The organism is Streptomyces sp. NPDC051567, assembly GCF_044454165.1.
Classification (GTDB): domain Bacteria; phylum Actinomycetota; class Actinomycetes; order Streptomycetales; family Streptomycetaceae; genus Streptomyces.
Genome location: NZ_JBITDK010000021.1, coordinates 48504 through 68464, shown reverse-complemented (window position 1 = coordinate 68464; position 19961 = coordinate 48504). Strand labels below are relative to the sequence as shown.

The 19961-nt window shown below is 73.6% G+C and carries 21 protein-coding genes; 13 read left to right on the top strand and 8 right to left on the bottom strand.

Going from position 1 to position 19961, the window contains the following annotated elements:
• Positions 1–58 precede the first annotated feature (58 nt).
• Positions 59–973 (bottom strand): DMT family transporter, encoded by a 915-nt coding sequence (locus tag ACIA5F_RS22125; RefSeq protein ID WP_399355520.1) that lies wholly within the window; start codon positions 971–973, stop codon positions 59–61.
• Here ACIA5F_RS22125 and ACIA5F_RS22120 point away from each other — a divergent pair.
• Entirely contained in the window at positions 972–2408 is a 1437-nt protein-coding gene (locus tag ACIA5F_RS22120; protein WP_399355518.1) for a PLP-dependent aminotransferase family protein, read from the top strand. The two genes, ACIA5F_RS22125 and ACIA5F_RS22120, sit on opposite strands and share 2 nt — an antisense overlap.
• 39 nt (positions 2409–2447) lie before the next feature.
• Here ACIA5F_RS22120 and ACIA5F_RS22115 read toward each other — a convergent pair whose 3' ends face one another.
• Positions 2448–3020: a chitin binding peritrophin-A domain-containing protein gene (locus ACIA5F_RS22115; RefSeq protein WP_399355516.1), complete on the bottom strand. Its 573-nt coding sequence runs from the start codon at positions 3018–3020 to the stop codon at positions 2448–2450.
• Between the two features lie 143 nt (positions 3021–3163).
• Here ACIA5F_RS22115 and argC point away from each other — a divergent pair, with 143 nt between their 5' ends.
• From argC to ACIA5F_RS22090, 5 genes are all read left to right on the top strand, one after another.
• Positions 3164–4192 (top strand): N-acetyl-gamma-glutamyl-phosphate reductase, encoded by a 1029-nt coding sequence (argC, locus tag ACIA5F_RS22110; RefSeq protein ID WP_399355514.1) that lies wholly within the window; start codon positions 3164–3166, stop codon positions 4190–4192.
• 132 nt (positions 4193–4324) lie between these two features.
• On the top strand, positions 4325–5482 hold the full coding sequence (gene argJ / locus ACIA5F_RS22105) for a bifunctional glutamate N-acetyltransferase/amino-acid acetyltransferase ArgJ (RefSeq protein WP_399355512.1): 1158 nt from the start codon (positions 4325–4327) through the stop codon (positions 5480–5482).
• Positions 5479–6492, top strand: coding sequence for an acetylglutamate kinase (gene argB / locus ACIA5F_RS22100; RefSeq protein ID WP_399355510.1), 1014 nt, complete (start codon positions 5479–5481; stop codon positions 6490–6492). The genes argJ and argB overlap by 4 nt, the downstream gene beginning before the upstream one ends.
• Complete coding sequence (locus ACIA5F_RS22095) at positions 6489–7688, top strand: acetylornithine transaminase (protein WP_399355508.1); 1200 nt, start codon at positions 6489–6491, stop codon at positions 7686–7688. Before argB ends, ACIA5F_RS22095 begins: the two co-directional genes overlap by 4 nt.
• 7 nt (positions 7689–7695) lie before the next feature.
• Positions 7696–8232: an arginine repressor gene (locus tag ACIA5F_RS22090; protein WP_399355507.1), complete on the top strand. Its 537-nt coding sequence runs from the start codon at positions 7696–7698 to the stop codon at positions 8230–8232.
• 140 nt (positions 8233–8372) lie between these two features.
• On the opposite strand, the gene ACIA5F_RS22085 is transcribed toward ACIA5F_RS22090, so the two are convergent.
• Together ACIA5F_RS22085 and ACIA5F_RS22080 are read right to left on the bottom strand one after the other, a co-directional pair.
• Positions 8373–9083 (bottom strand): L,D-transpeptidase, encoded by a 711-nt coding sequence (locus ACIA5F_RS22085; RefSeq protein ID WP_399355505.1) that lies wholly within the window; start codon positions 9081–9083, stop codon positions 8373–8375.
• A gap of 3 nt (positions 9084–9086) precedes the next feature.
• The gene (locus ACIA5F_RS22080; protein WP_399355503.1) at positions 9087–9668 is read right to left on the bottom strand and encodes a pyridoxamine 5'-phosphate oxidase family protein; all 582 of its coding nucleotides are present in this window, start codon (positions 9666–9668) and stop codon (positions 9087–9089) included.
• Positions 9669–9898: 230 nt separating this feature from the next.
• Here ACIA5F_RS22080 and ACIA5F_RS22075 point away from each other — a divergent pair, with 230 nt between their 5' ends.
• Together ACIA5F_RS22075 and argH are read left to right on the top strand one after the other, a co-directional pair.
• Positions 9899–11092 (top strand): argininosuccinate synthase, encoded by a 1194-nt coding sequence (locus ACIA5F_RS22075; protein ID WP_399355501.1) that lies wholly within the window; start codon positions 9899–9901, stop codon positions 11090–11092.
• A gap of 88 nt (positions 11093–11180) precedes the next feature.
• The gene (gene argH / locus ACIA5F_RS22070; protein ID WP_399355499.1) at positions 11181–12608 is read left to right on the top strand and encodes an argininosuccinate lyase; all 1428 of its coding nucleotides are present in this window, start codon (positions 11181–11183) and stop codon (positions 12606–12608) included.
• Positions 12609–12761: 153 nt separating this feature from the next.
• Here the strand turns inward: argH and ACIA5F_RS22065 are convergent, their stop codons facing one another.
• A complete protein-coding gene (locus tag ACIA5F_RS22065) occupies positions 12762–13271 on the bottom strand; it encodes an HAD domain-containing protein (protein WP_399355497.1) in 510 nt (169 codons plus the stop codon).
• A gap of 112 nt (positions 13272–13383) precedes the next feature.
• Here ACIA5F_RS22065 and ACIA5F_RS22060 point away from each other — a divergent pair, with 112 nt between their 5' ends.
• Positions 13384–13935 carry a TetR/AcrR family transcriptional regulator gene (locus tag ACIA5F_RS22060; RefSeq protein ID WP_399355495.1) on the top strand — a complete coding sequence of 184 codons (552 nt, stop codon included), beginning with the start codon at positions 13384–13386 and terminating at the stop codon, positions 13933–13935.
• Complete coding sequence (locus tag ACIA5F_RS22055; protein WP_399355493.1) at positions 13932–15476, top strand: MFS transporter; 1545 nt, start codon at positions 13932–13934, stop codon at positions 15474–15476. Before ACIA5F_RS22060 ends, ACIA5F_RS22055 begins: the two co-directional genes overlap by 4 nt.
• A gap of 49 nt (positions 15477–15525) precedes the next feature.
• On the opposite strand, the gene ACIA5F_RS22050 is transcribed toward ACIA5F_RS22055, so the two are convergent.
• On the bottom strand, positions 15526–16293 hold the full coding sequence (locus ACIA5F_RS22050) for a lysophospholipid acyltransferase family protein (RefSeq protein ID WP_399355491.1): 768 nt from the start codon (positions 16291–16293) through the stop codon (positions 15526–15528).
• A 184-nt stretch (positions 16294–16477) separates the two neighbouring features.
• Here ACIA5F_RS22050 and ACIA5F_RS22045 point away from each other — a divergent pair, with 184 nt between their 5' ends.
• The 3 genes from ACIA5F_RS22045 to ACIA5F_RS22035 all read left to right on the top strand — a co-directional run bounded on the left by ACIA5F_RS22045 (position 16478) and on the right by ACIA5F_RS22035 (position 18858).
• Positions 16478–17659 carry a glycerophosphodiester phosphodiesterase gene (locus ACIA5F_RS22045; RefSeq protein ID WP_399355489.1) on the top strand — a complete coding sequence of 394 codons (1182 nt, stop codon included), beginning with the start codon at positions 16478–16480 and terminating at the stop codon, positions 17657–17659.
• A gap of 73 nt (positions 17660–17732) precedes the next feature.
• Positions 17733–18314 carry an RNA polymerase sigma factor gene (locus tag ACIA5F_RS22040; RefSeq protein WP_399355487.1) on the top strand — a complete coding sequence of 194 codons (582 nt, stop codon included), beginning with the start codon at positions 17733–17735 and terminating at the stop codon, positions 18312–18314.
• Between the two features lie 37 nt (positions 18315–18351).
• Complete coding sequence (locus ACIA5F_RS22035) at positions 18352–18858, top strand: GNAT family N-acetyltransferase (RefSeq protein WP_399355485.1); 507 nt, start codon at positions 18352–18354, stop codon at positions 18856–18858.
• Between the two features lie 54 nt (positions 18859–18912).
• Here the strand turns inward: ACIA5F_RS22035 and ACIA5F_RS22030 are convergent, their stop codons facing one another.
• Both ACIA5F_RS22030 and ACIA5F_RS22025 read right to left on the bottom strand, forming a co-directional pair.
• The gene (locus ACIA5F_RS22030; RefSeq protein ID WP_399355629.1) at positions 18913–19287 is read right to left on the bottom strand and encodes a hypothetical protein; all 375 of its coding nucleotides are present in this window, start codon (positions 19285–19287) and stop codon (positions 18913–18915) included.
• Between the two features lie 70 nt (positions 19288–19357).
• Positions 19358–19726, bottom strand: coding sequence for a hypothetical protein (locus tag ACIA5F_RS22025; protein WP_399355483.1), 369 nt, complete (start codon positions 19724–19726; stop codon positions 19358–19360).
• Positions 19727–19961: the final 235 nt, after the last annotated feature.

The window sequence follows — 19961 nt, the reverse complement described above, 5'->3', positions numbered from 1 at the left end:
GCCGGCCTCCTCGGTGGGTGCTCCGATCCGATCCGTGATAGCAGTTTAGGTCCTTTCCTCATGCTTTGACCCGTTCGGTCTGGGTCACGGCGATGCAGACCAGCACCGCGCAGGCGGCCACCGGCGCGGCCGGGGAGAGGTGCTCGCCGAGCAGGGCCACCGACCAGACCAGCGTCAGCAGCGGCTGCGCCAGCTGGAGCTGGCTGGCGCGGGCCGCGCCGATCTCGGCCATCCCCCGGTACCAGACGTACAGGCCGAGGAAGGTGGAGAAGACCGCGGTCCAGACGAGCCCGGCGAGCCCGTGGACGCCGAGGCGCACCGGCTCGTACGCGAGGCCGAGCGCCGAGCCCGCGAGGCTGAGCGGCAGGCACAGCACCAGGGCCCAGCCGATCACCTGCCACCCGGGCATCAGCCGGGCCAGGCGCCCGCCCTCGGTGTACCCGGCGGCGCACGCCAGCAGGGCGGCGAACAGGTAGCCGTCCCCGGCCGAGAGGGCGCCACCGCTCTGCGACACGGTGAAGCCGAGGACCACGGCGGCCCCGGCGACGGCCGCGCCCCAGAACCGGCGCGAGGGCCGGGCCCCGGTGCGCAGCGCGGAGAAGACGGCCGTGGTCAGCGGGAGCAGGCCCACCACGACGGCGGCGTGCGAGGTGGTGGAGGTCCGCAGGGCGAGGGTGGTGAGCAGGGGGAAGCCGACGACCACCCCGGCGGCGACGACGGCGAGGCCCGCCCAGTGCGCGCGGTCGGGCAGCGGCACCCGCCCGGCGAGCAGGAACCCGCCCGCGATGACGGCGGCGAGGACGCTGCGCAGGGAGGCGAAGGACCAGGGGCCGAAGCTCTCCAGGCCCCAGGCGGTGGCGGGGAAGGTCAGGGAGAAGGCGGCGACACCGAGCGAGGCGAGCGCGGTCCCGCTCCTCCTACGATCCCTGACCGCTATCGAGTGGAGGAGAGTAGCGCTATTGTCTGCTGTCATGTACGAGCGTAGCAGCGTGGCTGAACTGGCTGAATCCCTGCGGTCCGAACTCAACCGCTACTCGGTGGGTGGAAAGCTGCCGTCGAGCCGGGCCCTGGTCGAGCGCTTCCGGGTCAGCCCCGTCACCGTCTCCCGGGCCCTCGCCCAGCTCGCCGCCGAAGGGCTGGTCCTCACCCGCCCCGGCGCCGGGGTGTTCCGGGCCGCGCCGCGTACGAGGACCCCCGCCGCCGGGGACACCTCCTGGCAGGAGGTCGCCCTCAGCGCGGAGGGGGCCGCCGGGGAGGTGGTCCCGCGCTCCGTCGACGCCACCGGGGTGCTCGTCTCCCTCGCCGCGCCCCCGCCCGGGGTCATCGAGCTGAACGGCGGCTACCTGCACGCGGGCCTCCAGCCCGAGCGGGCCATGGCCGCCGCGCTGGCCCGCGCCGGGCGGCGGCCCGGGGCCTGGGGGCGGCCTCCCGTCGAGGGACTGCCCGAGCTGCGCGACTGGTTCGCCCGCGAGATCGGCGGCGCGGTCGCCGCCGCCGACGTCCTGGTCACCGCGGGCGGGCAGAGTGCCCTCACCACCGCCCTGCGGGCGCTGGCCCCGCCCGGCGCGCCGGTCCTGGTGGAGTCCCCGACCTACCCCGGGCTGCTGGCCGTCGCCCGGGCCTCCGGCTGCCGGCCCGTGCCCGTCCCGGTCGACGCCGACGGGGTCCGCCCGGAGCTGCTGGCCGCAGCCTTCGAGGCGACCGGGGCGCGGGTCTTCGTGTGCCAGCCGCTGTTCCAGAACCCGACCGGGGTCGTCCTCGCCCCCGGCCGGCGGGCCGAGGTGCTGCGGATCGCGCGGGCCGCCGGGGCCTTCGTGGTCGAGGACGACTACGCCCGCTCCCTGGCCCACGAGGACGCGGGCCCGCTGCCCGCCCCACTGGCCGCCGAGGACGCCGACGGGGTCGTGGTCCACGTCCGGTCACTGACCAAGATCACCTCGCCCAGCCTGCGGGTGGGGGCGCTGGCCGCCCGGGGCCCGGTGGTGGACCGGCTGCGCGCCATCCAGGTCGTGGACAGCTTCTTCGTCCCCCGGCCGCTCCAGGAGACCGCCCTGGAACTGGTCGGCGCCCCCGCCTGGCCGCGCCACCTGCGGGCCGTCGCCGCCGAGCTGCGCCACCGCCGGGAGGTGCTCGCCGGGGCGCTGCGGCGGGAACTGCCCGGCCTGGCGGTGCCCCGCCCGCCGTCCGGCGGGTACCAGCTGTGGGCGCACCCGGCCGAGGGGGGCGACGACACCGCCCTCGCGGCGGCGGCCCTGCGCGCCGGGGTCGCGGTCGCGCCGGGCCGCCCGTACTACTGCGCGGAGCCGCCCGGCCCCCGCCTGCGGCTGGGCTTCGCGGGGGTCGCGGGCCCCGGCGACCTGGTCGAGGCGGTCCGGCGGCTGCGGTGCGCCCTCGGCCCGGCGGCCTGACCCGGGGCGGGGCCCGCTCCCGGGCCCGGCGGCCGGAGGTCAGAGCAGGGCGACGGGGCCGGTGGCCGAGGAGGCGAGGTAGATCCCGTCGATCCCCGCCCAGCTCGCCCGGTAGCCGCGCAGGATCTCGTCCAGCGGGACCGTCAGCCGCTCCGGGCCGTCGCAGCGGGCCGCGCCGAACTGGTCGGTGACGGCCGTGCAGAGCGGCTTGCCGCCGAGGGTGCTGAAGGTGACCGGTATCCCGTTCAGCCCGGCCGGGGCGTCGGCGATCCGGACGGTGGCGCTGAGGTTCTTGACGCCGAACAGCAGCCCGTTCAGCCTCGCCGGGCCCGCGGTGGAGGCGACGGCCTCGGTCGCGGCGGCGGGGCGGACCCGCCCGGGGAGGTCGCACGCCTGGAGCGCGGCGGCGAAGACCTGGCCCGCCGGGCAGGGCAGCACGGTCGCGACCCCGCCCGCGCACTGGACGTAGTACCGGTGGTCCTGCGGCCGGGCGAGCCGCCCGTCGCCGCTCCCGCAGCCGCCGGGCGCGGCCGTGGCGGGGACGACGGCCACCCCCAGTGCGACGAGTGCCCCGGCGGCCGTCGCGGTGAGTCCCCTGCTGATGCGTGACACCCATGCCTCCTGTGATGTGGGAGTAACTCAGAGTGACGAAATGAATACGAGGTGACTATAGGGAGGTGTGACCGGTGGCCGCAATGGGGCTTTGCATAAACGTGCGGAGATACGTATAGTCATGCCATCGACGAGGAGGGTCCATGGTGGTACGTGCAGCGGTGGCCGGAGCGAGCGGGTACGCGGGCGGGGAAGTCCTGCGCCTGCTGCTCTCGCACCCCGGGGTGGAGATCGGCGCGCTGACCGGGAACTCCAACGCCGGACAGCTCCTCGGCGGACTCCAGCCGCATCTGACGCCCCTCGCGGGACGGACCCTGGAGGAGACCACGCCCGAGGTCCTCGCGGGCCATGATGTCGTGTTCCTCGCGCTGCCGCACGGCCGGTCCGCCGCCGTCGCCGCACAGCTCGGCGAGGACGTCCTCGTCGTGGACATGGGCGCCGACCACCGGCTCGCGGACCCCGCCGACTGGGAGACCTTCTACGGCACCCCGCACGCCGGGACCTGGCCCTACGGGCTCCCCGAACTGCCCGGCGCCCGCACCGCGCTGGAGGGGTCCCGGCGGATCGCGGTCCCCGGCTGCTACCCGACGGCCGTCTCGCTCGCGCTCGTCCCCGCGTACACGGCCGGGCTGGCCGAGCCGGAGGCCGTGATCGTCGCCGCCACCGGCACCTCCGGCGCGGGCAAGGCGCTCAAGCCGCACCTGCTGGGCTCCGAGGTGATGGGCTCGATGAGCCCCTACGGGGTCGGCGGCGGCCACCGGCACACCCCCGAGATGATCCAGAACCTGAGCGCCGCCGCCGGCACCCGGGTCTGCGTCTCCTTCACCCCGACCCTCGCGCCCATGTCCCGCGGCATTCTCGCCACCTGCTCCGCCAAGGCGCTCCCCGGCACCACCGCCGAGGCGGTCCGCGCCGCGTACGAGAAGGCGTACGCGGACGAGCCCTTCGTGCACCTGCTGCCCGAGGGCCAGTGGCCCGCGACCTCCTCCGTCCACGGCTCCAACGCCGTCCAGGTACAGGTCGCCTACGACGGGGCCGCGCGGCGGATCATCGCCGTCAGCGTGATCGACAACCTCACCAAGGGCACCGCCGGCGGCGCGGTGCAGAGCATGAACATCGCCCTCGGACTCCCCGAGTCGCTGGGCCTCTCCACGGTCGGAGTCGCACCGTGAGCCTCCCACGGGCGGGCGGAGAAGCGAACAGGAAGACGCCGTGAGCGTCGCACGGGCGGCCACCGGGCCGAGGCCGACGGTGATGCCCGCGCGGATGTGCCGTGCGGGCGGAGAAGCGAACGAGGAGATGCAGTGAGTGTCACGGCAGCACAGGGGTTCACGGCGGCGGGGATCGCCGCCGGGATCAAGGCGAACGGCAGCCCGGACCTGGCCCTCGTGGTCAACAACGGGCCGCGTCTGGCCGCCGCGGGCGTCTTCACCTCCAACCGCGTCAAGGCCGCTCCCGTGCACTGGTCCGAGCAGGTCCTGCGCGGCGGCGCCGTCAGCGCGGTCGTCCTGAACTCCGGCGGCGCCAACGCCTGCACCGGCCCCCAGGGGTTCCAGGACACCCACGCCACCGCCGAGCGGGCCGCCGAGGCCCTCGGCGGCGAGCACAACGCGGGCGAGATCGCGGTGGCCTCCACCGGGCTGATCGGCCTGCTGCTCCCCATGGACAAGCTGCTGCCCGGCATCGGGACGGCCGCCGCCGCGCTCACCGAGGACGGCGGCGAGGCCGCCGCGATCGCCATCAGGACGACCGACACCGTGCACAAGACGGCCGCCGTCTCGCGGGACGGCTGGACCGTGGGCGGGATGGCCAAGGGCGCGGGCATGCTCGCCCCGGGCCTGGCCACCATGCTCGTCGTCCTCACCACCGACGCCGACCTGGACAGCGCCGCCCTCGACAAGGCGCTGCGCTCCGCCACCCGCACCACCTTCGACCGCGTCGACTCCGACGGCTGCATGTCCACCAACGACACGGTGCTGCTGCTGGCCTCCGGCGCCTGCGGCCGGGTTCCGGCGTACGAGGAGTTCGCGGAGGCCGTCCGCACCGTCTGCGCCGACCTCGCCCGCCAGATGGTCGGCGACGCCGAGGGCGCTTCCAAGGACATCCGCATCGAGGTGATCAACGCGGCGACCGAGGCCGACGCGGTCGAGGTCGGCCGGTCCGTCGCCCGCAACAACCTGCTCAAGTGCGCCATCCACGGCGAGGACCCGAACTGGGGCCGGGTGCTCTCGGCGATCGGCACCACCCAGGCCGCCTTCGACCCGGACCGGCTCAACGTCGCCATCAACGACGTCTGGGTGTGCCGGGGCGGCTCGGTCGGCGAGGACCGCGACCTGGTCTCCATGAAGGGGCGCGAGGTCCGCATCACCGCGGACCTGGCCGCCGGCACCGAGTCGGCCGTCATCTGGACCAACGACCTGACCGCCGAGTACGTCCACGAGAACAGCGCCTACTCCTCATGAGCGACCTGACGAGGCCCGTCCCCCCGCAGACCGGACGGACCTCCGCGGCCACGGCTGCCGCCAACACCGCCACGGCTGCCGCCGCCGCGACCGCCGCCGCCGCGGCCACCGCGCGCCAGCAGACCGCCCTGCCCAAGGCGCAGATCCTCGTCGAGGCCCTGCCCTGGCTCACCCGCCACAACGGCAAGGTCGTCGTCGTCAAGTTCGGCGGCAACGCCATGGTCGACGAGGAGCTGAAGGCCGCGTTCGCCCAGGACGTGGTCTTCCTGCGCCAGGCCGGGCTGAAGCCGGTGGTGGTGCACGGCGGCGGCCCCCAGATCAACGCCCAGCTCGACAAGGAGGGCCTGGTCAGCGAGTTCAAGGCGGGCCTGCGCGTGACCACCCCCGAGGCCATGGACGTCGTCCGCATGGTCCTGGCGGGCCGGGTCCAGCGCGAGCTGGTCGGACTGCTCAACCAGCACGGGCCGCTCGCCGTCGGCCTGACCGGCGAGGACGCCCACACCATCACCGCCGTCCGGCACACCCCCCTGATCGACGGCGAGCCCGTCGACATCGGGCGGGTCGGCGAGATCACCGCCATCGACACGGGCGCGATCGAGGCGCTGCTGGCGGACGGCCGCATCCCGGTCATCTCCTCCATCGCGCGCAGCGCCGACGACCACCACGTGTACAACGTGAACGCCGACACGGCGGCGGCGGCGCTGGCCGCGGCGCTCGGCGCCGAGACGCTGATGGTCCTCACCGACGTCGAGGGCCTGTACGCGGACTGGCCGCACAGCGACGAGGTCATCAGCCGGCTGACCGTGAGCGAGCTGGAGAAACTGCTGCCCGACCTGTCGAGCGGCATGGTCCCCAAGATGGAGGGCTGCCTGCACGCGGTGCGGGGCGGCGTGAAAACGGCCCGCGTCATCGACGGGCGGGTCCAGCACTCGATCCTGCTGGAGATCTTCACGGACGAGGGAATCGGCACGATGGTCGTGCCCGACGAGCGGCACGGGGGAGCGAAGTGAGCGGCAACCAGGAGTACCGTGCCCGCTGGCGGGGCGCGCTGACCGACAACTACGGGACGCCCGCGCTGGCCCTCGTCCGCGGTGCGGGCGCCCAGGTCTGGGACGCGGACGGCACGCCGTACACCGATTTCGTCGGCGGGATCGCGGTCAACGCCCTCGGCCACGCCCACCCGGCGGTCGTCGCCGCCGTGACCCGGCAGATCTCCACCCTCGGCCACGTCTCCAACCTCTACGCCTCCGAGCCCGTCCTCGCCCTCGGCGAGCGGCTGCTCCAGCTCTTCGGCCGCCCCGGCCGGGTTTTCTTCTGCAACTCCGGTGCCGAGGCCGTCGAGGCGGCCTTCAAGATCGGCCGACTGACCGGGCGCACCCACATGGTCGCCACCGACGGCGGCTTCCACGGCCGCACCATGGGCGCCCTCGCGCTCACCGGCCAGCCGAAGAAGCGGGACCCCTTCCTGCCCCTGCCCGGCGAGGTCACGCACGTCCCGTACGGCGATGTCGAGGCCCTGCGGGCCGCCGTCACCGAGGAGACGGCGCTCCTCGTCATCGAGCCGATCCAGGGCGAGAACGGTGTCGTGGTGCCCCCGGCCGGATATCTGACGGCCGCCCGCGAGATCACCCGGGCCACCGGCACCCTGCTCGTCCTCGACGAGGTGCAGACCGGCGTCGGCCGCTGCGGCCAGTGGTTCGAGCACCAGGCCCACGAGGGCGTCGAACCCGATCTCGTCACACTCGCGAAGGGTCTGGGCGGCGGTCTGCCGCTCGGCGCCGTGGCCGCCTTCGGCGCCGCCGCCGACCTGCTCCGCCCCGGCCAGCACGGCACCACCTTCGGCGGGAACCCGGTCGCCTGCGCCGCCGGCCTCGCCGTCCTCGACACCATCGCCGCCGACGGACTCCTCGACCAGGTCAAGGCACGTGGCGAGCGGCTGCGCTCCGGAATCGAGGGCTGTGGGCACGCCCTCGTCTCGCATGTCCGTGGCGCGGGCCTCCTGCTGGGTATCGTGCTGACCGAGCCCCTCGCACCTCAGGTGCAGCAGGCGGCTCAGGACGCCGGCTTCCTGGTCAACGCGCCCGCCCCCGACGTCGTACGGCTCATGCCCCCGTACGTGGTGACCGAGGCCGAGGTGGACGCGTTCCACCGGGCACTGCCCGGCATCCTCGACATCGCCAAGAGGACGGACCGATCCGGAGAATGAGACGACGATGAGTCAGGCGCAGGACAACGAGCACGGCGGCCAGGCCGTCCCGCAGACCCGCACCGCCCGCCACCGCCGGATCGTGGACATCCTCAACCGGCAGCCGGTCCGCTCCCAGAGCCAGCTGGCCAAGCTGCTCGCCGACGACGGGCTGAGCGTCACCCAGGCGACGCTCTCCCGCGACCTCGACGAGCTGGGCGCGGTGAAGATCCGCAACACCGGCGGCGAGCTGATCTACGCGGTCCCCAGCGAGGGCGGCTTCCGCACCCCGCAGGCCCCGCTCGGCGAGTCGGCGAAGGAGGAGCGCATGCGGCGCCTCTCCGGGGAACTGCTGATCTCGGCGGAGGCCTCCGCGAACCTCGTGGTCCTGCGCACCCCGCCGGGTGCGGCGCAGTTCCTCGCCTCGGCGATCGACCAGGCCGAACTCCAGGCCATCCTCGGCACGATCGCGGGCGACGACACGCTGATGCTGATCAGCCGCGACCCGGTGGGCGGCCAGGCCCTCGCCGACCACCTCCTGCGCCTGGCCCAGAAGGAGAGCTGACCCCCGGCCCGTGGCCCCGGCACCACGGGCCTCAGCCTCAGCCCGGCCGCCGAGGACATCGGGGCGACCGGGCCGCCCCGGCGCCGGGCCGACGGCCCCGGCCCGCCTGCCCGTCCGTCCGTGCCGGACCCGGCGGTGCGTCAGTACCGTGTCACCGCCAGGGCCCCCGTTTCCGTGCCGATCGCCAGGTGGGGGGCGCGGTGGGGGTCGGCCCAGCGGAGGATCGCGCGCATGGCGCCCTCCGGGACGGAGACGCAGCCCGCCGTGGCGCCCTTGCCGTCGACGTGCAGGAAGATCCCGGCGCCCCGGCCGCGCACGGGCCGGTCGTAGTTGAAGCCGACGACCAGGGCGTGCGCGTACTGCTTCTCGTACGTCACCAGGTGCTCGGCCTCGCCCGGGGCGCAGTCGGCGGGCAGCGGTTCCGTCCAGCGGTTGTAGCTGCCCGAGGCGTTGTCCTGGCACCACCACGAACGGTCCGTCACCCGCCGGTAGCCGTAGGCCGTCCCCGCCGGGGCGGGCCGGATGCCGAAGGCGTACGGCAGGTCGTACAGGCCCGTCGGCGTGGTGCTGGTGCCCTGGGTCCTGGTCCGGCCCTCGGCCAGCCCGTTCGCGCCGAACCGGGCGGGTGCGCTCCCGGCCTCGAACCAGCGCCCCGCCCGCCGGTCCCACCAGGTCAGACGTCCCGTGGTGGAGCCGGGCGCGGGGGCGACGGCGGTGATCAGCTGGCTGCCGCCGCCGGTGTCGGCGAGCCGGGCGGGCAGCGGCGCGGGGGTGTGCGGGCCGTGCGGGACCAGGCCGGCCAGGACCAGCGAGCCGACGGCGAGAGCGGTGACGAGAGCGGTACGCGGCACATGTCAGACGGTACGGGGTGGAAGGGGCAGCGGCAGCGCGGGCAGGCCGTCGACGCTGGACCCGATGAACTCCTTCTTCTCGCAGTACGCGGCGAACTCCTCGTCCGTCTTGCGGCCGAAGTGCTCGGCGTGCAAGGTGCGCTCGCCCTGGTACTCCATGAGGGGGACGGCGTACCCGCACACGTCCGCGACGCGCCGGGCGCGGACGAGGACGACCGCCCGCGCGGAGGGCCCGTCCGCCGCGCCGAAGAGGCCGATCAGCTCACCCCAGCGGGGGTCGTCGCGGAAGACGGCCTCGCCCTCGCCGTGGATGCGCACGATGTTCGGCGGCCCGCTGAAGGCGCACCACATCAGGGTGATCCGGCCGTTCTCGCGCAGGTGGGCGATGGTCTCGGCGCCACTGCCGCCGAAGTCGAGGTAGGCCAGGGTCAGGTCGTCGATGACGACCAGGGACCCGGCGCGGCCCTTGGGGGAGAGGTTGACATGGCCGTCACCCGAGAGCGGGGCGGTCGCGGTGAAGAAGACCGGCTGCTCCTCGATGAACGCGCGCAGGCGGCCGGTTATGTGTGTGTAGAGCTTTCCCATACCCCTGATCATCGGCCGGGCGCGGCCTGTTGGGCCGGACATTCCACGGACCGGGACATGGTGCGTGGCGGGGTGCGCGGCGGGGTGCCGTGCCGTGCGTGCGGCGCCCCGGACGGGTCCCGCCCGTCCCTGCGGTCACTTCGATCGACACACCGCACACCTCGATTGACGAAACATACGGAGTAGTGCATAGTTATGCCTGTCGTTGAATGCACCGTAAGGAGAATCCCGTGACCGAGCGCGTCGTACTCGCCTACTCGGGCGGCCTGGACACCTCCGTCGCCATCGGCTGGATCGCGGAGGAGACGGGCGCCGAGGTCATCGCCGTCGCCGTGGACGTCGGCCAGGGCGGCGAGGACCTGGACGTCATCCGCAAGCGCGCGCTCGCCTGCGGTGCCGTCGAGGCCGAGGTCGCGGACGCCAAGAACGAGTTCGCCGACGAGTACTGCCTCCCGGCGATCAAGGCGAACGCCCTCTACATGGACCGCTACCCGCTGGTCTCGGCCCTCTCCCGGCCGACCATCGTCAAGCACCTGGTCGCCGCCGCCACCAAGCACAACGCGACGATCGTCGCCCACGGCTGCACCGGCAAGGGCAACGACCAGGTCCGCTTCGAGGCCGGCATCGCCGCCCTGGGCCCCGACCTCAAGTGCATCGCCCCGGTCCGCGACTACGCGATGACCCGGGACAAGGCGATCGCCTTCTGCGAGGCCAAGGACCTGCCGATCGCGACCACCAAGAAGTCCCCGTACTCCATCGACCAGAACGTCTTCGGGCGCGCGGTCGAGACGGGCTTCCTGGAGGACATCTGGAACGCCCCGATCGAGGACATCTACGAGTACACCTCCAACCCGGCGCTCCCGCGCGAGGCCGACGAGGTCGTCATCTCCTTCAAGGAGGGCGTCCCGGTCGCCATCGACGGCCGCCCCGTCACCGTCCTCCAGGCCATCCAGCAGCTCAACGAGCGCGCGGGCGCCCAGGGCATCGGCCGGATCGACATCGTCGAGGACCGGCTCGTGGGCATCAAGTCCCGCGAGGTGTACGAGGCCCCGGGCGCGATCGCGCTGATCACGGCCCACCAGGAGCTGGAGAACGTCACCGTCGAGCGCGAACTGGCCCGCTACAAGCGGCAGGTCGAGCAGCGCTGGGGCGAGATGGTCTACGACGGCCTGTGGTTCTCCCCGCTCAAGCGGGCCCTGGACGGCTTCATCAACGAGGCCAACCAGCACGTCACCGGTGACATCCGGATGACCCTGCACGCCGGGCGCGCCGTCGTCACCGGCCGGAAGTCGGACGAGTCGCTGTACGACTTCAACCTCGCCACCTACGACTCGGGCGACACCTTCGACCAGTCGAAGGCCCAGGGCTTCATCGAGATCTTCGGCCTCTCCTCGAAGATCGCCGCCCGCCGCGACCTCGCCTGAGACGTCCCGCTCCACCCCGCCGGCCTCCCCGTTCCCTCCGCGGCGGGGAGGCCGGCCCGTACCTTCACCCTTTTGAGGAGCAGTAGCTGTGAGCAGCAACAACGGTGACGTCCGGCTCTGGGGCGGCCGTTTCGCCGACGGGCCCTCGCAGGCACTGGCCCTGCTGTCGGCCTCCGTCCACTTCGACTGGCGCCTCGCCCCGTACGACCTCGCCGGCTCCCGCGCCCACGCGCGCGCGCTCCACAAGGCGGGACTGCTCACGGCCGACGAGCTGGCACGGATGACCGCCGGACTGGACCGGCTCGAAGCCGACGTGGCCGACGGCTCCTTCACCGGCACCGTCGCCGACGAGGACGTGCACACGGCCCTGGAGCGCGGGCTGCTGGAGCGGCTCGGCGCCGACCTCGGCGGCAAGCTGCGGGCCGGACGCTCCCGCAACGACCAGGTGGCGACCCTCTTCCGGATGTACCTGCGCGACCACGCCCGGACCATCGGCGCGCTGATCGCCGACCTCCAGGACGCGCTGGTCGGCCTCGCCGAGGCCCACGCGGACGTGGCGATGCCGGGCCGGACCCACCTCCAGCACGCCCAGCCGGTGCTCTTCGCCCACCACGTCCTGGCCCATGCGCAGGCCCTCTCCCGGGACGCCGAGCGGCTGCGCCAGTGGGACACCCGCACCGCGGTCTCCCCGTACGGCTCGGGCGCCCTGGCGGGCTCCTCGCTGGGCCTGGACCCGGAGGCGGTCGCCGCCGACCTGGGCTTCGAGCGCGGCTCGGCCGGCAACTCCATCGACGGCACGGCCTCGCGCGACTTCGTCGCCGAGTTCGCCTTCGTCACCGCGATGATCGGGATCAACCTGTCCCGGATCGCGGAGGAGATCATCATCTGGAACACGAAGGAGTTCTCCTTCGTCACCCTCCACGACGCCTTCTCCACCGGCTCGTCGATCATGCCGCAGAAGAAGAACCCGGACATCGCGGAGCTGGCGCGCGGCAAGTCGGGCCGCCTCATCGGCAATCTGACGGGCCTGCTGGCCACGCTCAAGGCGCTGCCGCTGGCCTACAACCGGGACCTCCAGGAGGACAAGGAGCCCGTCTTCGACTCCTGCGACACCCTGGAGGTCCTGCTGCCCGCCTTCACCGGCATGATGGCGACCCTCACGGTCCACCGCGAGCGGCTGGAGGAGCTGGCCCCGGCGGGCTTCTCGCTCGCCACCGACATCGCGGAGTGGCTGGTCAGGCAGGGTGTGCCGTTCCGGGTGGCGCACGAGACGGCCGGTGAGTGCGTCAAGGTCTGCGAGGCCGAGTCCATCGAGCTGGACGAACTCACCGACGAACAGTTCGCCAAGATCTCCGAGCACCTGACCCCCGAGGTCCGGACCGTCCTGAACGTCAAGGGCTCGCTGGCCTCCCGCGACGGCCGCGGCGGCACCGCCCCCTCGGCGGTGGCGGTCCAGCTCAACGAGGTCAAGGCCGACCTGGTCATCCAGCACGCCTGGGCGGCCCACAAGCGGTAGCCGCCGTGCGCGGGGGCGGCCGGAGCACACCCGCTCCGGCCGCCCCCGCGCCGTTTCCCGGGCCGCGCGCTGTGTCCCGGGCCGCGCCCCGGCACTCTTCCGGCGCAGCGCCGCCCCAGGATCTCGCGTCCGGGCATCCGGGGCGGGTGTGCGTCACGCCGCCCACGCGGCCAGCGCGTCGAAGTCCGGCCGGGTCAGACCGATCCGCTCGTCGACCCGCAGCAGCAGCGCCCGCGCCGGGTGGCGCTGGTCCACGTACTCGCGGTCCAGGGCCGTGATGTCGTCGTCGATCCAGGCGAAGGGCCGCTCTCCCGCGTACTCCAGGAGGTACTGGGTCTTCCAGAAGGTGCCGCGCGGGGCCCTGCCGTGCATCACGGGCCAGTCGACGAACGGCAGCCGGGGCAGCCCCAGGGGCGGGCCTATCCAGTCGTTGGCCTCGTCCTTCCAGGTGGTGGCCCACACCAGTTCGTACGCGTCCGCCAGCGCGAGCAGCTCCGCGCCGTGGCGGTGGTCCAGCCAGACCCGCAGCGGCCTGCGGCTCTCGGCCTCCGTCCAGCCGGTGGGGCGCATCCGGTGGGTGGTGTAGCCCTCGGGGCGGCGCTGGGGCTGGGCGGCGTAGGGGTTCAGGGGGCCGTCCACGTCGATCAGCAGCAGGGGCTTCATGTCCGTACGGTTCCGTTCCGGTTGCCGGTCGGCAGCCTGTTCGGTGACCTGTTTGTCGACTGTGTGGTGATCGGATGAGACGTTGATGTCTCATTCGGGTTATGGTTGTCTCATGGTGATGGACCGTGACCAGGTGCTCCGCGACGCCGCAGCCCTGCTCTCCCGCAAATCGACGGCCACGATGGACGAGGTCGCCCGCGCCGCAGGCGTCGGGCGCGCCACCCTCCACCGGCACTTCGCCGGGCGGGACGCCCTCGTACGGGCCCTGGAGGAGTTCGGCATCCGCCGGTTCGAGACGGCGTTCGACAACGCCCGCCTCGACGAGGGCACGGCGGTGGAGGCGCTCAGGAGGCTCGTCGCCCAGGCGGAGCCCGACGCGGAGCTGCTGGCCTTCCTCGTCACCGAGAACCAGCTGTTCGAGGGCGACGGCATGCACGAGGGCTGGACCCGGCTCGACGCCCGCGTCGCCGCGCTCTTCCGGCGCGGCCAGGAGGAGGGCGACATCCGGATCGACCTGAGCCCCACCTGGCTCACGGAGGCCCTCTACGGCCTGATCGGCGCCTGCGCCTGGGCCGTCATGGACGGCCGGGTCGCCGCCAAGGACTTCCAGTACATGATCACCGAGTTGCTGCTCGGTGGCGCACGACGGAATGTGGAGCAATGAGCCGTACCGCACAGCTGAGCCGCACGCAGGGAGCGGAGGGCAAGAGCCCCGGGCGCTGGGTCGCGCTCTCCGTGCTCGTCCTGGCCGTCCTGCTGGTCGCCGTCGACGCCACCGTACTCGGTCTCGCCACCCCCGCCCTCAGCGAAGACCTCAAGCCGTCCGGCACCCAGCTGCTGTGGATCGGCGACATCTACTCCTTCGTCATCGCCGGTCTCCTCGTCTCCATGGGCTCCCTCGGTGACCGCATCGGCCGCAAGAAGCTGCTCCTGATCGGCGCCACCGCCTTCGGCGGCGTCTCCGTCCTCAACGCGTACGCGACCAGCCCCGAGATGATGATCGTCGCGCGGGCCCTGCTCGGTGTGGCCGGTGCCACCCTGATGCCGTCCACCCTCGCGCTGATCCGCAACATCTTCCACGACCCCCGCGAACGCAGCCTCGCCATCGGCATCTGGGGAGCCGCCGCCTCCGCCGGCGCGGCCATCGGCCCGGTCGTCGGAGGGGCCCTGCTCCAGTACTTCTGGTGGGGCTCGGTCTTCCTCATCAACCTTCCGGTGATGATGGTCCTGGTCCTCGTCGGCAGCAAGCTGCTGCCCGAGTCGAAGAACCCCGTCGCCGGCCCCTGGGACCTGTTCAGCGTCGCGCTCTCCCTCGTCGGCGTCATCGCCGTCGTCTACGCGGTGAAGGAGGCCGCCACCCACGGCCCGAGCTGGGAGGTCTGGGGCTTCGCCGTGCTCGGCGCGGGCGCGCTGTACCTCTTCGTCCGCCGCCAGTTCACGCTGGCCTCGCCCCTGCTCGACGTCCGGCTCTTCAAGCACCGCGGCTTCTCCGGGGCGGTCCTCGCCGACCTGCTCACCGTCTTCGGCCTCTCCGGACTGGTCTTCTTCCTCTCCCAGTTCCTCCAGCTCGTCCAGGGCCGCGAGCCGCTGGAGGCGGGCCTGGCCGAGCTGCCCGCCGCCGTCGGCGCGGTGGTCACCGGACTCCTCGCGGGCCGGTTCGCCCGCAGGTACTCGGTCCGGGTCATCGTCACGGTCGGTCTCGGCGCCATCGGCATCGCCCTGGCCGCGCTCACCGTGCTCCACAAGGAGACCGGGTACCCGCTGATCGGCGCGGCCCTGCTCCTCGTCGGCCTCGGCGCGGGATTCTCCTTCACCGTCACCGCCGACGTGATCCTCTCCAGCGTCCCCAAGGAACAGGCCGGTTCCGCCTCGGCCGTCTCCGAGACCGCGTACGAGCTGGGCGCCGCCCTCGGCATCGCCCTGCTCGGCTCCATCGTCACCGGCGTCTACCAGGGCTTCACCGCCCCGGCCTCGGTCCCGGCGCCGGTCGCCGACGCCGCCCACGAATCCCTCGGCGGCGCCGTCGAGGCGTCGAAGGCGCTCGACCCGCACACCGCCGCGCAGATGGTGGGCGCGGCCCAGGAGGCGTTCGTGGACGGCCTGCGGCTCGCCGCGGGCGTCGGCGCGGCCGTCCTGCTGGCCACCGCCGTGGCCGCCTGGTTCCTGCTCAAGGGCCAGGAGCTCCAGGACGGCATCGAGCACTGACCCCCGCCCGTCCGCCCCGGCGCCCGGCGGGCGGGCGGGCCCTGCGGGCTCAGGCGGCCTTGGCCTTGGTGGCGTACATGTCCACGTACTCCTGGCCCGACAGCCGCATGACCTCGGTCATCACCGAGTCGGTGACGGCGCGCAGCATGTAGCGGTCGCGGTCCATGCCCTCGTAGCGGGAGAACTCCATCGGCTCGCCGAACCGGATGGTGACCCGCCCCGGGCGCGGCATGCCCGCGCCGCCGGGCTGGAGCTTGTCGGTGCCGATCACCGCGAACGGGACCACGGGGGCCCCGGTCATCAGGGTGAGGCGGGCGATACCGGTGCGACCGCGGTAGAGACGGCCGTCGGGGGAGCGGGTGCCCTCGGGGTAGATGCCGAAGATCCTGCCCTCCTCCAGGACGCGGCGGCCGGTCATCAGCGCCGCGACCCCGCCGTTGGCCCCGTCACGGTCGACGGGGATCATCCCGGCCCCGGTGAAGAACCACGCCATCAGACGGCCCTTGAGCCCCTTGCCCGTGACGTACTCGTCCTTGCCGATGAAGTGGACCGTGCGGTCGCACACCAGCGGCAGGATCATGGAGTCGATGAAGGTGAGGTGGTTGCCCGCCAGGATCACCGCCCCGGTGCCCGGAATGTTCTCGATGCCCTCCACCCGGGTGGGGAACAACAGGCGCATGACCGGTCCGACGGTGGCTTTGATGAGCGCGGTACGGAACAACGTGGGCCCTCCGGCATCGAAAAGCGGTTCGCGCACCCACCACACGGCGGTGGGGCAGGTGAGGACGATACTCGCGGGCCCGCCGTGTCCGCACATCGGGTTCACGGGACGGATACGTAGCGTTGACGCACGTTTCCGCCATGTTCGGCCGCGGCCCCCTCCCCGGCCACCTCCGCCCGCCTACCATCGGCACGCCGGTCAGGGCCGCGGGAGCCGGGTCTCCCGGACCGCCCGGCCCCCTTTCGGAAGAGCTTCGGAAAACAGCTGAGGAGTGGCACTCATGACGCAGGGCGAGGCAGCGCGGCGCACGGTCCTGGGAGCGGCGGTGCTGGCCGCGGGCACCACGGTCGCCGGGCTCTCGGCGGGACCCGCCGCGGCCACCGGCACGGCCACGGCCACCGGCACGGACCGCGGCGACGGCGGCCGCCGGGACCTTCCCGTCCCGGCGGTGATCGGCCACCGCGGCGCCAGCGGCTACCGGCCGGAACACACCCTCGGCTCCTACCAGCTCGCCCTGGACCTGGGCGCCGACATCGTCGAACAGGACCTGGTCCCCACCCGGGACGGCCATCTGGTCTGCCGTCACGAGAACGAGATAGGCAGCACCACCGATGTCGCCGACCACCGGGAGTTCGCCTCCCGGCGCACCACCAAGTCGGTCGACGGGACCCCGGTGACCGGCTGGTTCACCGAGGACTTCACCCTCGCCGAACTCAAGACCCTGCGCGCCGAGGAACGCATCCCCGCCGTCCGCGGGCGCAACACCCTCTACGACGGCCGCTGGGCGGTGCCGACCTTCGAGGAGGTGCTGCGCTGGGCCGACCGCGAGGGCGAGCGGCGCGGCAAGCGGGTCTGGCTGCACGTCGAGACCAAGCACCCCAGCTACTTCCGCGCCCTCGGCCTCGGCCTGGAGGAGCCCCTGGCCCGGCTGCTGCGCCGCCACGGGCGCGCCGGGCGCGACGCCGCCCTCTTCCTCCAGTCCTTCGAGCCCTCCAGCATCCAGCGGCTCTCCCGGCTGGTCTCGGCCCCGCGCGTGGTCCTGCTCTCCGGCGCCGGCACCCGCCCCTGGGACTTCGAACTGGCCAAGGACCCCCGGACCGTCGCGGACCTGGTCACGCCCGGGGGCCTGAAGTGGATCGCCGGTTTCGCCCAGGGCATCGGGCCCACCCTCGACCTGATCCTCCCGCGCGACGCGGACGGACGGCTCGGCGCCCCGACCACCCTGGTCCGCGACGCCCACGCGCGCGGCCTGGTGCTCCACCCCTACACCGCGCGCAACGAGAACACCTTCCTGCCCGCCGAGTACCGCAAGGGCACGGACCCGACCGCCTACGGCGACGCCTTCGGCGCCCTGCGGACGTACTTCGCCCAGGGCATCGACGCCCTCTTCACCGACCACCCGGACACCGCCCTCCTGGCGGCCCGGGACTTCCGCCCGGACCGCGCCGCCGTCAACGGCTAGGCCCGGTTCCCCGTACGGGTGCTCCGGGACCGGCCGGGAAACCGCCGGGCGGGGTCCGCGCGTCCCGCCCGGCATGGACCTGCTGAACGACTCCGACCTGCTGGACGAACTGGGCCCGCTGCTCTCCGCCGAGGCGGCCGCGGAGGCCCCGGGCGCCGGGGTGGACGCCGCCGACCTGGAACAAGCCGTCTGGGTCAGGCTGCTGGAGGGCGACCGGCCCGCCGGCGCGGCGGACCCCGCGGACCCGGCGGGAGCGGCGGACCCCCTCGACCGCGCGCGCTGGCTGCGCCGGGCGGTGCGCGCCGAGGCCCGCCGCGCCCGGCGCCGCGCCCGCCGCGAGGTCCCGTACGGGCACCACGGGCGCCGCGCGGACGACGGGCCGCCCACCGTCGCCGGGGCCGGGCCGGAGGACGCGCTCCTGGACGGGGAGGACAGCCGTGCCCTCCGATCGGCGGTCGCCCGATTGCCGGGACGCTGTCCGGAGCTGATGCGGGCACTTCTTTCGCCCAGGGACCTCACTTACCGTGAAATCGCAGGGGAGTTGGGTATCTCACAAGGAAGTTTAGGGCCGGTCCGTTCCCGATGCCTGGGATGTCTGCGCAGAATGCTGGCGGCAGAGGTTGCGGCTCCCGGCCCACGGGGAAGGGAGCGGTAGACCGAAGGGCTACCGGGTGAGCGGGAGGCATACGCGCATGGGCATGAGCGTGACCATTTCGGCGGCGGCCGCCGAGGACGCCGAGCAGATCTTCAAACTGCAGTACCTGGCCTTCCAGCGGGAGGCCGAGCTCTACGGCAACTACCTCATCCAGCCGCTCACCCAGTCCCTCGACTCCCTCAAGGGCGAGCTGGCGGCGGACACCGTCCTGGTGGCCCGGCTCGGGCACGAGGTGGTCGGCACCGTGCGCGGCAGCGTCGACGAGGACGGCACCGGCAGTATCGGCAAGCTCTGCGTCCACCCCCGGCTCCAGGGCCACGGGCTCGGCGCCCGCCTGCTGCGCGCCGTCGAGGAGGCCCTCACGGGCCACGCCGGGACCACCCGCTTCCGCCTGCACACCGGGCACAAGAGCGAGTCCAACCTGCGGCTCTACCGCCGGGCGGGCTACAGCCAGGTCGGCGGCCGGACCGCCTCCGACGGCGTGCGGCTGGTGATCCTGGAGAAGGAGGCCGAGGACCCCAGCGCCTTCGCGGTCAGCGCCTGACCCCCGTGGACGGCCTCGCGCCCGGTCGCGGGTTCCCGCGGCCCGGCGCCCGGCTCAGCGTTTGGCCCGCAGCCAGAGCATCCCGGTGACCGGCAGGATCACCGGGATGAACAGGTAGCCCATCCCGAAGTCGGACCAGACGGTGGCGTCGGGGAACGCCTCGGGGCGGATCAGGGTCCAGGTGCCCACGGCGAGGACGCCGGCCAGCTCGACGGCGCAGCAGACCAGCGCCGCCCTGCGGGCCCGCTCCCCGCCGCGCACCAGCGAGTACGTGATGAAGGCGTAGGCCAGCGCCGCCGCCCCGGAGAGCGCGTACGCCAGCGGGGCGCGGCCGAACTCGGTGGAGATCTGGTAGGCCGACCGCGAGACCGCGCCGACCACCATCACCCCGTACAGCCAGACCAGCAGCAGCCCCGGCCCGGAGACCAGCCGCTTGCGCCCGGCGGGACCGGCGGGGCCGGTGGTCTCCGCGGGCCCGTCGGGGCCGGCCGTCGTCGTGTCAGGCACCGGTGGTTCCCCAGATGTCGTAGAGCCGTACTTCGAGCACGGCGAGGACGACCGCGCCCGCGGCCACCGTCACCGAACCCCACTTGGTGCGCTCGGTCAGCGAGAGCATCCCGGCGGCGGGGACCGCCGCGAAGGCGCCCAGCAGGTAGGCCACGAAGATCACCGCGCCCTCGTCGGGCTTCCCGCCCTGGGCCAGCCGGACCAGGCCGACCACCAGCTGGGCCAGGACCAGTACGGTCACCACGGCCATGCCGATGAAGTGCCAGTCCTTGGTCGGCTGGTCCCGCCAGGCGGCGAAACCGCACCAGGCGGCGAGGGCGAGTGCGGCCACGCCGATGGCGACCGTCAGGGCGTCGAGCATGCAGCGAGGGTATTACGGCCGGAAAGGCCCGGTGCGCCCGCCCCTCGGCCCCGGCCCCCGCGCCCCCGGCCCCGCCGCCGCCCGCTTCCCCGTCTCCCGCCCGGCTCTTCCCGGCTCCCCGCCCGGCCCGCGCCGGGGCGTACGGCCCGGGCCCCGCCCGCGCGAAAGCCCCCCGCAGCCGTGGCCTTGGCCACAGCGCGGACCGCCGCCGGTCCCGGGGCGGGCCGCTCCGGAC